This window comes from Deltaproteobacteria bacterium (assembly GCA_016875225.1).
Taxonomy (GTDB): domain Bacteria; phylum Myxococcota_A; class UBA9160; order SZUA-336; family SZUA-336; genus VGRW01.
Window position 1 is genome coordinate 14,637 of the sequence record VGRW01000046.1, and the last position, 12,613, is coordinate 27,249.

At 70.5% G+C, this 12,613-nt stretch carries 12 protein-coding genes; 4 read left to right on the forward strand and 8 right to left on the reverse strand.

Annotated elements, in window-relative coordinates; all coding sequences use genetic code 11:
* The first annotated feature begins 31 nt into the window (after nucleotides 1–31).
* On the forward strand, nucleotides 32–499 hold the full coding sequence (locus tag FJ108_11890; protein MBM4336595.1) for a Csp1 family four helix bundle copper storage protein: 468 nt from the start codon (nucleotides 32–34) through the stop codon (nucleotides 497–499).
* Nucleotides 500–512: 13 nt separating this feature from the next.
* Here FJ108_11890 and FJ108_11895 read toward each other — a convergent pair whose 3' ends face one another.
* Nucleotides 513–1,670 carry a flavin-dependent monooxygenase gene (locus tag FJ108_11895; protein MBM4336596.1) on the reverse strand — a complete coding sequence of 386 codons (1,158 nt, stop codon included), beginning with the start codon at nucleotides 1,668–1,670 and terminating at the stop codon, nucleotides 513–515.
* A 73-nt stretch (nucleotides 1,671–1,743) separates the two neighbouring features.
* Between FJ108_11895 and FJ108_11900 the strand changes: the two genes are divergently transcribed.
* Nucleotides 1,744–2,898 carry an LLM class flavin-dependent oxidoreductase gene (locus FJ108_11900; GenBank protein ID MBM4336597.1) on the forward strand — a complete coding sequence of 385 codons (1,155 nt, stop codon included), beginning with the start codon at nucleotides 1,744–1,746 and terminating at the stop codon, nucleotides 2,896–2,898.
* A 253-nt stretch (nucleotides 2,899–3,151) separates the two neighbouring features.
* Here the strand turns inward: FJ108_11900 and FJ108_11905 are convergent, their stop codons facing one another.
* From FJ108_11905 to FJ108_11920, 4 genes are read right to left on the reverse strand one after another with little or no spacing between them, the layout of a single operon-like run.
* Nucleotides 3,152–3,409, reverse strand: coding sequence for a hypothetical protein (locus tag FJ108_11905; GenBank protein ID MBM4336598.1), 258 nt, complete (start codon nucleotides 3,407–3,409; stop codon nucleotides 3,152–3,154).
* Between the two features lie 25 nt (nucleotides 3,410–3,434).
* Nucleotides 3,435–6,761 (reverse strand): mechanosensitive ion channel, encoded by a 3,327-nt coding sequence (locus tag FJ108_11910; GenBank protein MBM4336599.1) that lies wholly within the window; start codon nucleotides 6,759–6,761, stop codon nucleotides 3,435–3,437.
* Nucleotides 6,762–6,779: 18 nt separating this feature from the next.
* On the reverse strand, nucleotides 6,780–7,610 hold the full coding sequence (locus tag FJ108_11915; protein MBM4336600.1) for a phytanoyl-CoA dioxygenase family protein: 831 nt from the start codon (nucleotides 7,608–7,610) through the stop codon (nucleotides 6,780–6,782).
* Nucleotides 7,611–7,633: 23 nt separating this feature from the next.
* Nucleotides 7,634–8,329 (reverse strand): TetR/AcrR family transcriptional regulator, encoded by a 696-nt coding sequence (locus FJ108_11920; GenBank protein MBM4336601.1) that lies wholly within the window; start codon nucleotides 8,327–8,329, stop codon nucleotides 7,634–7,636.
* Here FJ108_11920 and FJ108_11925 point away from each other — a divergent pair.
* Entirely contained in the window at nucleotides 8,328–9,590 is a 1,263-nt protein-coding gene (locus FJ108_11925) for an acyl-CoA dehydrogenase (protein ID MBM4336602.1), read from the forward strand. The two genes, FJ108_11920 and FJ108_11925, sit on opposite strands and share 2 nt — an antisense overlap.
* On the opposite strand, the gene FJ108_11930 is transcribed toward FJ108_11925, so the two are convergent.
* The gene (locus tag FJ108_11930; GenBank protein MBM4336603.1) at nucleotides 9,587–10,237 is read right to left on the reverse strand and encodes an HAD family hydrolase; all 651 of its coding nucleotides are present in this window, start codon (nucleotides 10,235–10,237) and stop codon (nucleotides 9,587–9,589) included. The genes FJ108_11925 and FJ108_11930 overlap by 4 nt on opposite strands.
* A 140-nt stretch (nucleotides 10,238–10,377) precedes the next feature.
* Here FJ108_11930 and FJ108_11935 point away from each other — a divergent pair, with 140 nt between their 5' ends.
* A complete protein-coding gene (locus tag FJ108_11935; protein MBM4336604.1) occupies nucleotides 10,378–10,995 on the forward strand; it encodes a hypothetical protein in 618 nt (205 codons plus the stop codon).
* Nucleotides 10,996–11,014: 19 nt separating this feature from the next.
* Here FJ108_11935 and FJ108_11940 read toward each other — a convergent pair whose 3' ends face one another.
* Both FJ108_11940 and FJ108_11945 read right to left on the reverse strand, forming a co-directional pair.
* Nucleotides 11,015–11,995, reverse strand: coding sequence for a radical SAM protein (locus FJ108_11940; GenBank protein ID MBM4336605.1), 981 nt, complete (start codon nucleotides 11,993–11,995; stop codon nucleotides 11,015–11,017).
* A gap of 74 nt (nucleotides 11,996–12,069) precedes the next feature.
* A complete protein-coding gene (locus FJ108_11945; GenBank protein ID MBM4336606.1) occupies nucleotides 12,070–12,369 on the reverse strand; it encodes a hypothetical protein in 300 nt (99 codons plus the stop codon).
* Between the last annotated feature and the right edge of the window lie 244 nt (nucleotides 12,370–12,613).

The window sequence follows — 12,613 nt, forward strand, 5'->3', positions numbered from 1 at the left end:
GGACCGTGATCTCGACAGGACGCAGGGATCGATCAGCCGGCGCGAGATTCTGCTGGGCGGAGTGGGACTCGCGGCCGTGGCCGCGGCCACTCGGGCCAACGCAGCGGACGAGCACGCGGGCCACGCGCCCGACGCCGCGGGCCGCTACACCGAGGCGCAGGCCTACAAGCGACATGCGGCCGCCGTCAAGGCGGCGGAGAAGTGCATCGAGACCGGACGCTCCTGCCTCAGTCACTGCTTCGAGACGTTCGTCGCCAAGGACACGACGATGGCGGAGTGCGCGATCTCGGTGCAGCAGATGCTCCACGTCTGTGACGCGTTCGCGTTCCTCGCCTCGCAGGACTCGCAGAAGCTCGCCGAGATGGCGCGCGCCTGCATCGCGGTCTGCGAGTACTGCGAGAAGGAGTGCCGCGTGCACGAGAAGCACCAGCCCGAGTGCAAGGCCTGCGCAGACGCCTGCGCCGCGCTCATCGTCGAGGCGAAGAAGCTCGTCGGCTGAGGCTCGGCTCCGCTCAGAGAAGCGACTTCTCGGCACCGACTCCGAGAAGCACCCGGCCGACCACCTCGAGCGTGGGCTCCGCGACCATCAGGTGCTGTGTGGCGACGTGCACGTCGCGGAAGCAGCGCGAGAGCGGGCTCACGTCGTAGATCGAGGTGCCGCCGGCCGCCTGGTAGACCTGGTCGACGGCGTGCGCGGCGCGCCAGGTCGAGTGCGTGGCCGCGAGGCGAAGCTGCGCGCGCGCCTCGGTCGTGAGCGCCCCTTGCTGCGCGACGGCCCAGACCTCGTCGAGCACCTCGAACAGGAAGGCGCGCGCCGCGCGCAGCGAGGCCTCCGCATCCGCCACCGCGCGCTGCGCCAGCGGCCGGTTCGCGAGCGTGCGCGCGCTGCCGGTCGGAACCTTGCCCCCCGCGAGCGCGATGAACTCCTGGATCGCGCGCCGCGCGATTCCGAGCGAGACCGAGGTCACGCCGAGCGCGAGCAGCCCCAGCGTCGGGAACTTGAACAGCGGCCCGTCGACCCGCGGCCGCCCGCCCAGCACCACGGAGCGGCCGTCGGGAACGAAGGCGTCGCTCACCTCGAAGTCGTGGCTCCCGGTGCCGCGCAGGCCGGAGGTGTGCCAGGTGTCGAGCACCCGGACCTGCCCGGGCTCGAAGAAGAACAGCCGCGTCTCTGGCCCGCGCGGGCCCGGCTCCGGGATCTCGCCGTCCGCGCCGACCACGGTGCAGCCGCCGACCACCCAGTCGGAGTGGCTGATGGCGCTCGCGAACGGCCAGCGCCCGTCGATCGAGTGGCCGCCCGGCACCGGCCGCGCCACGCCGTTCCCGCGCACGACCCCGCAAGTCGCCACGTTCGGATCCGCTCCGTAGATCTTCCGGGCCCACTCCTCGGGCAGCGACCCCGCCAGCAGGCCGGTAGTCGCGCCGAGCATCACGCACCAGCCGGCCGAGCCGTCGGCGCGCCCGATCTCCTCGATCACGCGGACGACGTCCCGGACGTGGCGCTCGCTGCCGCCGTAGCGGGCCGGGACGCAGACCCGGAACAGCCCGGCCTCGGCCATGCGCCGCGCCAGGTCGCGCGGGATCGCGCGCGCCGCGTCGCCCTCCCCCGCGCGCTCGGTCACCAGATCCGCCAATCCCCGCGCCGCCTCGAGCTCCGGGCAATCACTCATCGGGCCAATATGACCGTCCTCATATCGGCACTGCAAGGAGGCTGAATAGGCTGGATCGGGCGGAGGGGACGCGATGCGAATCTCGCTGATCTACGAGCTGCAGATGGCGAAGCCCTGGCACGAGCGCTCGGAGTACGAGACGTACTGGCAGGCGATCGCGCAGGCCGAGCTTGCCGAGGAGATGGGATTCCACGCGGTCTGGTGCGTGGAGCACCACTTCCTGAGCGAGTACTCGCACAGCTCCGCGCCAGAGGTGTTCTTCGGCGCGCTGAGCCAGCGCACCAGCCGGATCCGGCTCGGGCACGGCGTCGTGCTGCTGCCGCACCAGTACAACCACCCGGTGCGCGCGGCCGAGCGCGCGGCGGTGCTCGACATCCTCTCCAACGGCCGGGTCGAGTTCGGCACTGGCCGGGGGATCACCGAGCAGGAGCTCGGCGGCTTCATGATCGATCCGGACGTCACGCTCGAGCAGTGGGAGGAAGCGGTCCGCGCGATTCCGCAGATGTGGATGAAGGACACGGTGAGCTTCGACGGCAAGCACCTGAAGATGCCCGAGCGAGCGGTGCTGCCGAAGCCGCTGCAGAAGCCGCACCCGCCGCTCTGGCACGCGGCGACGCAGCCGTCGAGCTTCCAGCGCGCCGGGCGACTGGGGCTGGGCCTGCTCTCGTTCGGATTCCTGGCGCCGGGCATGCTCGAGGCGCAGATCAAGCTCTACCGCGACGCGGCGGCGTCCTGCACCAGCCCCGCGGGGGCGTTCGTGAACAACCAGGTCGCCTGCTCCGCGATGGCCTGCTGCGCCGAGACGCGCCAGCGCGCCTACGAGATCGCCGAGCCGAACATGCGCTTCTTCTGGGATCTCGGGCAGCAGCTCTACATCCCGAAGAGCGCGCAGACCTACCAGTACTACAAGAACATCTCCGACGCGCTGATCTCCACGCGCGGCGCGGGCGAGAAGCCCGAGGGCGACAAGGTCTCCGCCGTTCCAGCGATGCCGGAGCTCGATCTCGCCGCAGCAGCGCAGGCCGGCACGGTGATCTGCGGCAATCCCGACGACTGCATCCGCGCGATCGAGAACTACCCGCGCGTCGGCGCCGACGAGCTGCTTCTGCTGATGCAGGTCGGCCGGATGCCGCACGGCGCGATCATGGACACGATCAAGATGTTCGGGAAGTACGTGATCCCGCACTTCAGGAACGTCTCGACCCCGGCCAGCGCGCGCACACCGTAGGGCCGCGGTCTCGGAACGCCCCAGCCGGGTGAGGCGGGGATGGACATTCGCTCGGATGTCAGCCGCCGTCGGCACCGACGGGTCGGCACGTGGATTGCTCCGCGAAGGGCGCAGGAGGAACGAAGGTGCGAGCTCGATCTCTCTTCTCTGCCCTCGTCTGCGGGTCGCTGATCAGCGCCGGAGTCGCGCTCGCCCAGGAGAGCGGCGCGCCGGGCGCCGGGATCGATGCAGCGGTCGAGGAGGGCGAGCCGATCTATGGCCGCGACCTGATGACGCCGGAGGAGATCGCCGAGCAGCGGGCGAAGATGCGCGCGGCGAAGAGCGACGAGGAGCGCGAGCGGATCCGCGCCGAGCACCACGAGCGGATGCAGGAGCGCGCCAAGGAGCGCGGCGTCGCGCTTCCCGAAGAGGTGCCCCCGCGCGGCCAGCGGGGAGGACCGGGTCGAGGTATGGGACCCGGCCCGGGCATGGGCCCTGGCCCTGGCGCCGGTCCCGGTCCTGGCGGGGGCAAGGGCGGCGGGCGCTAGTCGATCGTCTCAGCCCGTGGACCGGGGAACGTCGCGCACGTGCAGGTCGAGCTGCGGGAACGCGATCTCGATGCCGTGCTCTGCGAACGACTCCGCCACGGCCGTGTTGAGCTGGTCCTGGGCGACCAGCCGGTCGGCCACCGCGCCGACGAAGACGCGCAGCTCGAAATCGAGGGAGCTTGCGCCGAAGGCGAGGAACACGCTGACCGGCTCGGGCTCAGCGGCCACGAGCGGATTCGCGCGCGCGGCCGCGAGCAGGAGCTCGCGGACTCGCGAGGGATCGCTGCCGTAGGCGACCCCGACCTTGATCACGATGCGCGTCGCGCTGTCGGAGAGGGTCCAGTTCGTGACCTCTCCGGTGATGAAGCTCTTGTTCGGAACGACGATCTCCTTGTTGTCGAAGTCGAGAATCGTCGTTGCACGCGTGCGGATGCGCAGGACCCGGCCGGACGAAGCGCCGATCGTGATCACGTCACCGACGCGGAACGGGCGCTCGAAGAGCAGGATCAGCCCCGATACGAAGTTGGCGAAGATCTCCTGCAGACCGAAGCCCAGTCCGACGCTGAGCGCCGCGGCCAGCCACTGCAGCTGCGACCAGCGCATGCCGAGCAGGCCGAGCCCGATCACCGTACCGGCGATGACGATCGCGTAGCGGAGCACGCTGGTCGCCGCGTAGCGAGACGCCGCGTCGATCTTCGTGCGCGAGAGCAGGCCGATCTCGACCAACCCCGGCAGGTTTCTCGCGCCCCCGAACGTGAGCGTCAGCACGAGCGCACCGAGGATCGCCGCCATCAGCGTCACCGGGTGCTGCACGACCTCGCCGCCCGCACCGGCCTCCGCGAAGTGCCAGAGCGCGATCTCGTCCAGCCGTGCGACTGCGGGGATCACCTGCGCCCAGACCCAGGCGAATCCCACGGCCACCAAGGTCAGGCGCAGCGCACGCAGCAGCCGACCGGTCTGCGCGTTGATCTGTTCGAGCGTCATCTCGGGCTCCGGCTCTGCTGCTGGCTCGTCGCCAGCGAGCTCCGCTTCGGAAACCCGCAGCTCCTCGCTTCGCTGCAGCGAGAGCCGTCGCTCGCCCAGCAGGAACCAGCGCGCCAGCAGGCCCGTCAGCAAACTGATCGCGACGAGCATGGCGAACGTCATGATGAAGGAGTGCAGCAGCAGGCCGGCGGAGTGGACGTAGCCGATCAGCGCCAGCACGGCGGTGACCAGCGCGAGAACCGGAAGCGCGAAGCGCAGCAGCCTTCTCGAAGCGGACGCCTCGGTCGTCGCCCCGCGGACGACCCAGAGCCGTCCGACGTCGAGCGCGCGCCAGAGCGTCCAGGCGAGAGCTCCGCACGCGACGACGATCGCGACCCGCGCCTGAACGTCGTTTGGCAGCTCGAGGTTGCGGATGAACGCAAGCGCCGTGACGAAGTACATCGGCAGGACGACGCCGGCGGCGCGCGGCACCGTGCGCCGAAGCGTCTCGCGGCGCGCGCGCATCCAGCGGAAGTGTACGTGTGCGAGGCCGCGCTCGACGACCATCCAGCGCAGAAGCTGTACCGAGGCCAGTGGGAGCACCAGCGCGCCGAAGGCGCGACCGAGCGAATCGCTGTAGCGACCCGGGTTTCCGACATCCTGCAGCAGCTCGCCGAGGAGCCAGAGCACGACCGGGCCCGGAGCCGCGCCGAGCAGCGTCCAGCCGAGCGCGCGAAGCGTCGCCTGAAAGCTGTTCCCGCCGATGTCCTGTGCCGGAACGACCTGGGCCTCGATTCGCGCTCGCGCGCTCCGGCGCAGGGCAAGCGAGGCCAGCACGACGAGCACCGCGAGCGCCCAGCGCAGCGGTCGATCGGCGAGCTCCCGCAGCGAGAGCTCGACGGTGGTCTTCCAACGCGACGGTTTGACCAGATCGCGCAGGCCCTCGGGAACGCGCCCGAGCCAGCTGGCGTCGATCGGTGAGTGACTGCGGCTCCAGAGCAGATGGCGGTCGAGCAGCTGACTCATCTGCAGCGTGTCGTCGAGCTGCTGCTGGCGCACGCGCTCGGCCCGCTCGAGCGTCGTGATGCGTCGGCGCAGCAGGGGCTCGATCGCGCCGAGAAGCTGGACGCGCTGCCGGAGCAGCGGCTCGAGGGACTCGCTCGCCGGCTCGGCAACGCCCTCCTCGTCGCTGCTCGCGCGGTCGGCTTCGGAGATCTCGCGCGCCACCGCGGCGACGTCGACCAGCTCGCGCTGCTCCTCGCTCGTGATCACGAGCCGGAGGCGAAGCTCGGCGAGCGTTCCGCGCAGCGCGTCGAGGCGCTGGCGCAGGCGCGCAGGGGCCTCGAGACGCCGGCGCTCGCTCCAGAGCCAGCGACCGACGGCCTCGCTCGCGCCTCCGATCTCGAGCCGCGCCCGACTGTCGCGAAGCGCGGCCGCGACGCGATCGCGGGCCGCCTCGGTGAGGGCCAGCGTCGCACGATCGTCTGCGAGCCGCGCGTTCTGCTCGAGCAGCTCTTCGCCGAGAACGCGATTTCGAGCGGCGACGCCGAACGCGGAGCCACGGGTCTCGGCGAGCGCGGTCTCGCGCTCGGTCAGCCCTGCGGTCAGCTTCTCGATCTCGCGACGGCCGAGGTCGGCGACGCGCTGGTGAAGAATCGCGACGCGTCGGGCGTGCAAACTCTGACGGAATCGCAGCTCGCGGAGCGCGAGCTCGTCGTGTTGCTGGCGGTCGCCCGCGAGCTCGCGTTCGGCCTGCTTCAGCTCGAGCTCCGCTCTCAGGCGGCGAAGCTCCGCGGCCCGCGCCGTCTGGCGCACGGCGCCAAGAGCCGCAGGCTCGCCGGCCACCGCCGCGGCAGGTACGGAAAGCTCGTCCACACGCTGTCGGAGCGCGGCGAGCTCGTCGGCGGGCCGTGCCGGACCGGAGAGCGCCTGCGCCAGACCGCTCGCGAGCTTCTCGACCTGCGCGTCGAGGTCGGCGACGGCGGCGCGCTCCCGCTTCAGCAGTCGCTCGAGGGTCTCGCCGTCGGCGTCCGGTGGCAGGCGCGCCTCCCATGCCGCGATCTCCTTGTCGCGGTCGAGCTCGAGCGCGGCACGCAGGCGGGTCATTCGCGTCGGCTGCGAAGTCGCCTCGGCGCGCAGCTCGGCCAGGCGCTGCACGAGCGCGTCGGCCTCGCGCTCGTGCCCGGCGGCGGCGTCGAGCTGGGCGAGCGCCTGCTCGCGCTGGGCGGGATCGAGCGCGCCCGTCTCGACGTCGCGGCGAATCGATCCGATCGACGGGCGAGCCTCCGGGCCCGCAGAAGCGGTCGCCCCGGCGCCGGCCGCCAGGAGCCCGAAGAGAAGCAGGCAGAGCGAGAGTCGGCGCGACGGCTGCATCCGCTGCAGACTAGCGGCTCAGCTCGCGGGCGCGCGCGCTCCGACCGGCCGCACTCGGTCGAGACGCCAGCGACGCAGCCCGGCCGGCTGATAGGCGGCCACGAAGACGCGCCGGTTGTCCGCGCTGCGATTGCCCTGCGAGCCGTGGACGAGGTCGCGGTGGAACCAGAGCGCAGACCCGGCGGGCAGCTGGACCGGAAACGGCTCGCCCTCGACCCGTCCCACATCGGTGTAGAGCGCGCCGAGCACGCCGCGATCCGAGAGCGCCGGGAGCACGCCGTGGCTGTGGCTGCCCGGAATCACCCAGAGGCAGCCGTTGTCGACGCTCGCATCGTCGAGGTAGACCAGCACGCTCACGATCCGCTCCACCTGCTCGGCGCCGTACACCCAGTAGGGCGACTCCTGGTGCCACGGAAACGGCGCGCCACCCGGGCGCTTCATGTTCAGCTTGTCGCTGAAGAGGCTCAACTCCTGCGATCCGACCAGCGCGCGGCAGGGCTCCCAGAGGCGCGGGTCGTCGATCAGCGCGGAGAGGCGCGGATCGAGGTGGTGGGCCGGCTCCATCGAGCGGACCGCGCGCAAGCTCTCGCTCCACTCCCACTTGACCGTCGACCCGCAGAGCGGCTGGTAGCGCTGATTGTCGACCCGATCGACCGGGCCGCCCTCGCCGTGCTCGTCGGCGGACAGCACGCGCTCGTGGACGCGCTCCACCGCCCGCTGCAGCTCCGCCAGCTCGGCCGGCGAGAAGATCCGCTCTCGGGTGAAGAACCCGAGCCGCCCGTACTGCTCGAGCTCGTCGTCGGTCGCTGCGAACGAATCCTGCATGGGCTCCTCCCGCCTGCGGATCATAGAACGGAGCGGCCCCGAAGCGCCTATCCGCGAAGCTGCGCGACCAGCAGCTTCGAGAGCCACTCGCGAAAGCGCTGGTTGGCCTCGCGATCGTCATCCAGCCCGGCGCTGTCGCGGACGCCGGCGCCCGCGATCGCGTCGCCGAGCGCCGCGAGTCCTCCTAGCACCAGGGTGAACTGCGTGTTCTCCAGCGCCTCGGAGGATGCGGCCAGCCCGCGTCGAGCGTGCAGGGCGTTCGCGAGGCGGAGCAGGACGCGATCCCCGTCTGGCGCGCTCGTGCGCGTTCGCCGCGATGGCGCAGGAGTGAGCCCGGAGAGCGCGAGCCAGGCGATCAGTCGCGCCTGACCCCGCTCGCCGAAGGTGCGAAAGACGCGGTCGAGCAGGTCGGTCGCGCTGGCTGGCGCCCCCTCCGGGCGATCGAGCGCATCGATCAGCTCCTGTCCGAGGCTCGCGATCGCGAAGCGGGCGAGCTCGGCGAGAAGATCCTCACGGCTCCCGAAATGGTGGAGGATCGCCTGGTGCGTGATGCCGAGGTCGCGCGCGAGGTCGGCGAGCCGCAGGCCCCCTGGCCCGACCTCGACCAGCCGCTTCTCGGCGGCCTGCAGGATTCGCAGCCGCGCCTCCGCGGCCGGGAGCCGGCGTCTGCGCGCCCGAGTTGACTTCCGAGGCATCGCGGCACTATTTACAGTTTCGTAAGTACTGGAACAAGGAGCTTGCATGGCCACCCAGCCCGATTCCGGCGTGTTCCCCGACTACCCCACCCTGCTGCGCAAGCCGCTCTCGGAGCGCGAGGTGCGGCTGCTCGAGCGCGCGCGCAGGCACGCGGCCGACTTCGCGCCGCGCGCCGACGCGCACGACCGCGACAACTCGTTCCCGCACGAGAACTACGAGGAGATGAAGCAGAGCGGCTACGCGCACATGACGATGCCGGCGGAGCTCGGCGGTGAAGGCGTGAACCTGCTCGAGCTCTGCGCCTGCCAGGAGCAGCTCGGGCAGGGCTGCGCGGGGACGGCGATCGGCATGAACATGCACGTCTTCGGCATCGGGTCTCGGCTCTTCGACCTGCGGTTCGAGACGCCGGAAAGGCGCGCGCAGGGCGAGCTGATGATGAAGGCGCTGGCACAGACGAAGGGGATCCTGTGTGGATCGTTCAGCGAGACCGGCGTGCCCGGCGCCTACATGCTCCCGCAGACGACGGCGAGGAAAGTCGACGGAGGCTGGCGGATCGACGGCCGCAAGTCGTACTTCTCGAACGTGCCCGCCGCCGACATGATCGCCGCCTTCGCGCGGATCGAGGACGGCTCCGGCGAGCCGGCGCGCGTCGCGATGGTGATGGTCCCGAAGACGACGCCGGGCGTGATCTGCATGGGCGAGACGAGCTGGGACGTGATCGGGGTTCGCGCCAGCGGCAGCTGGGACGTGGAATTCAAGGACGTGTTCATCCCCGACGCGATGATGGCGCCGATCCAGCCCGCGACGTCGGTGTTCGCGAACATGTCGTCGTTCGCGCCCTGGTTCAACATCACGATCTCCTCCGTCTACCTCGGCGTAGCCCAGGCCGCGATCGACTGGGTGAAGCGGTACCTGAAGGAGCGCACGCCGCCGACGGAGCAGCGGCCGCTGAGCCACATGCCGGGTCTGCAGTACCAGCTCGCCGAGATGGTGGCGCTGACCGAGAGCTCGCGCGCGCTGATCCGGACCTCGGCCGAGGACTGGATGGCGCGGCCGTGGGGAATCGAGGAGTCGGCGCGCAAGGGCGGACTGTGCAAGTACGTGTGCACGAACAACCACATGAAGGTGCTGGAGCTGGCGATGGACATCGCCGGCGGCCCGGGGATCTTCCGCCGCTTCGGGCTCGAGCGCATGTACCGCGACGCCCGTGCCGGCAAGGCCCACCCTCCCGCGGACATGATGGCGCTGGAGCAGATCGCGAAGTACGAGCTCGGAATCGCGCGCGACTTCCAGCCGCGTTGGGGCTAGTCGCCGATCAGCCCGCGAAGCTCGATCGCGCTGGCCAGGACGTGGTCGGGGCCTTCGGTCTCGAGCACGTGGCGCGGGCTGGTCCCGGTGAGAACGCCGACGGTCCGGACGCCCGCCGCTCGCCCCGCGCGGATGTCGATCGGCGAATCTCCGACGTAGAGCGCGCGACCGGCCTCGGTGCCCAGGCCGGCCAGGCAGAGCAGCACCGGCTCGGGGTGCGGCTTGCGATTGCGCACGTCCTCGCGGCCGACGATCGCGCTGAAGAGCTCGCGCACTCCCCAGCGATCCAGGTACGGCAGCGCGCGGCCCGACGAGGTGGCGATTCCCAGTCGGTACCCTTTTCGGTGTAGGTGCCGGAGCAGATCGACGCACCCGGGCAGCGGATCGACGTCGTCGAGACTGCGCATCCAGCCGCGCAGTCGCAGGCGCACCGCGCGCTCCAGCGCGGCTTCCGCGTCGGGGAAGTCGTCGGGGAGCAGACGGCGCAGCAGGTCGGGCTGCCCGCTGCCCATGAGCGCGAGAACTCGCTCGCGGGAGACCGGCGGCGCGCCGGTGAGCTCGGTCACGTCGCGCGCCATCCGGCAGTACTGCTCGATGGAGTCCGCCAGCGTTCCGTCCATGTCGAAGATGATCGCTTCGTCCGGCATGCGCCCCTCGTCCGATCCCGGCGCCCTCGAGTCCGGCCGAACGGCTGGCCGAGCGTCGTCGCCGGGGAGTAGAATAGCTGCGATCCGGAAGACGAGACGGCGGCCGCCATCGACGAGCGGGCCGCCCGGGAGTCCACCCTATGAGCGGGCAGAACGTCATCGCGCTTCGGCCGCGCCAGCGCGCGCGGAGATTCGCGATCGATCTCGGCCTGATCTCGATGCTCGTCATGGTGGCCTTCGAGGCGATGGTGTTTCTGGGCCTGGTGGCCGCCTTCCTGCTCACGCGCGCGATCGACGGAGCCGTCTGGCCTCCGGAGGGTCAGCCGTGGTTCCCGCTCGGCGAGACGATCATCAATTCCGCGGCTCTCTTCGCGAGCGGTGGCCTGGTCTTCCGAGCGGCCCGCACCTGGGACGACCGCGAGGCGCGAATCGGTCCGATGCTGCTCACCGCGATCGTTCTCGGCAGCTTCTTCCTGTTCTTCCAGGGGGTGGTCTGGCTCAACCTGCTGCGAGAAGGGCTGGACCTGACCTCGAGCCATCACGCCAAGTTCTTCTGCATCATCGTCGGGACGCACGCCGCACACGTGCTGGGCTCGCTCGTCTTCCTGGGTGTCGTCTGGCTGCGACTCAAGCCCTTCCGCGACGACGAGGCGCCGACGAGGGGCGCGCTGAGCCGCAGCGCCTTCTCGGCCGCGCGCATCTGCTGGTACTTCGCGGTGGGAATCTGGCCCGTGCTCTGGGCCTGCCTCTATCTCTGAGAAGGCGAGAGGACGGGCGTCAGGTCCACGCGCCGAGCTGCACCGGGCTGGGACGCCAGCCGACCGGGCCCGCGGCCGCCTGGCTGTAGGCGGTCTGCAGGGCCGGCCGCGAGATCAGCGTCGCCAGGTCGGTGTCGTAGACGTTGCCGAAGCAGGGGCCGCGCCGGGCGATGTAGACGTTGCCGGTGTAATCCACCGTGAGAGAGCGAAAGCGCCGGGCGGGCGCGATCCGCTGCCCCAGGATCTGCCCGAACGGATAGGTGAAGATCAGCGCTCTCGAGGCTGCGGAGAGCTCGGCCAGGCGGTCCAGCGCCAGGGCCTGCCGATCCGGGCTCAGCATCGGCCGTCCGGCGACGGTCTCGCAGGGCGAGAAGACGAAGTACTGCGCGCCCGCCTCGCTCACCCGCTCGACGAACTCGCGGCTGGTGGCCTCGTGCCAGTTGTTGGTTCGCAGCGTGACGCTCGCGCCGCAGATGCTTCCGCTGTAGCGGCGGTACGCAGCCAGCGTGGCGCAGGCCTGCTCGAAACTGCCGCGCGGGCGGATGGCCTTGTGGGTCGAGGGCAGACCCTCGAACGAGACCAGCAGGGTCAGATTGCGCAGCGCGCCGAGCGAGCGCCCGAGCTCCGGCCCGATCTCGGGCTCCCCGCTGGTGCAGATCAGAAACCTCGTGCGCGGGTGGTCGTGCACCAAGCGCAGATTCTGCTCGGCGATCGAGGCATCCAGCGGCTCTCCGCCGACGATGCAGACGTAGGCGATCGGCAGCTGCTCCGCGGAGCTCAGCAGTCGGTCGAGCATCGCCCCGTCGAGCTGCAAGTTCTGCCGGCGGTCCGCCGCAGGGACGTAGCAATCCGCGCAAGCGCCCGGGCAGTAGCTCGAGGTCTCGAGATAGAGCGCGGTCGGCAGCACGCGCTCTCCGGTCAACCGCCTGCGCTGGAGCCAGAGCCGCAGCTCCACGCCCAGCTGAAAGCCGAGCACGCCTGCATCGACCTCGCGGACCATTCGCGCGAGGCTTGCGGCGTTGAAGCGAGGGCAGATCCAGCCTGGGGTCGCCGATCCGCTGCGCGCCACGTCCGTCACTGGGACGTCTGCCCCGTCTTCTCCGCCTCGGCGACCTTGGAGAACTCCCAGCGGGTGCCTTGGTAGAGATAGACCCAGATGTCTTCGTAGGTCGCCTGATCGTCGGGCTTCCGATACGAGACGCGGCAGCGGACGGCCTCGGGAGATCCGCTCACCGCCTGCGAATCGAGCAGCACGTAGCTGGGATTGCGTTGCGCGAAGTCTGTTCGCAGGAGCCTGTTACAGGGATCCGCGATGTAGGTGTACGCGAGCACCAGCACCAGCGCGACGAACAGGATTACGTAGTACTTCCACATCTACGAGGCCCGGTGCGAGGAAGAGGGGACATCGACCATCATCTGCCTCTGAATGGATGCCACGTGACGGACGGGAGTCACCATGGCGCCGATCATAGGTGATCGGATCGGCGGCGTGAATCCGGCGCCCGCCCCGGGGGCGTGACTAGAAGCGGTCCCAAAATAGATGTTGCGCTACGGTGTAGCCAACGCGAGTTCGGGCAGCGGGTGCTGACGCGAGACTCGTCTCCCCTTTCGAAGGGGG

Coding starts and splice junctions, on each gene's coding strand:
- FJ108_11895 (MBM4336596.1), bottom strand. CDS start 1,670: ATGAGTGATTGCCCGGAGCTCGAGGCGGCGCGGGGATTGGCGGATCTG.
- FJ108_11900 (MBM4336597.1), top strand. CDS start 1,744: ATGCGAATCTCGCTGATCTACGAGCTGCAGATGGCGAAGCCCTGGCAC.
- FJ108_11910 (MBM4336599.1), bottom strand. CDS start 6,761: ATGCAGCCGTCGCGCCGACTCTCGCTCTGCCTGCTTCTCTTCGGGCTC.
- FJ108_11915 (MBM4336600.1), bottom strand. CDS start 7,610: ATGATCCGCAGGCGGGAGGAGCCCATGCAGGATTCGTTCGCAGCGACC.
- FJ108_11925 (MBM4336602.1), top strand. CDS start 8,328: ATGGCCACCCAGCCCGATTCCGGCGTGTTCCCCGACTACCCCACCCTG.
- FJ108_11920 (MBM4336601.1), bottom strand. CDS start 8,329: ATGCAAGCTCCTTGTTCCAGTACTTACGAAACTGTAAATAGTGCCGCG.
- FJ108_11930 (MBM4336603.1), bottom strand. CDS start 10,237: ATGCCGGACGAAGCGATCATCTTCGACATGGACGGAACGCTGGCGGAC.
- FJ108_11935 (MBM4336604.1), top strand. CDS start 10,378: ATGAGCGGGCAGAACGTCATCGCGCTTCGGCCGCGCCAGCGCGCGCGG.
- FJ108_11940 (MBM4336605.1), bottom strand. CDS start 11,995: ATGGTCCGCGAGGTCGATGCAGGCGTGCTCGGCTTTCAGCTGGGCGTG.
- FJ108_11945 (MBM4336606.1), bottom strand. CDS start 12,369: ATGTGGAAGTACTACGTAATCCTGTTCGTCGCGCTGGTGCTGGTGCTC.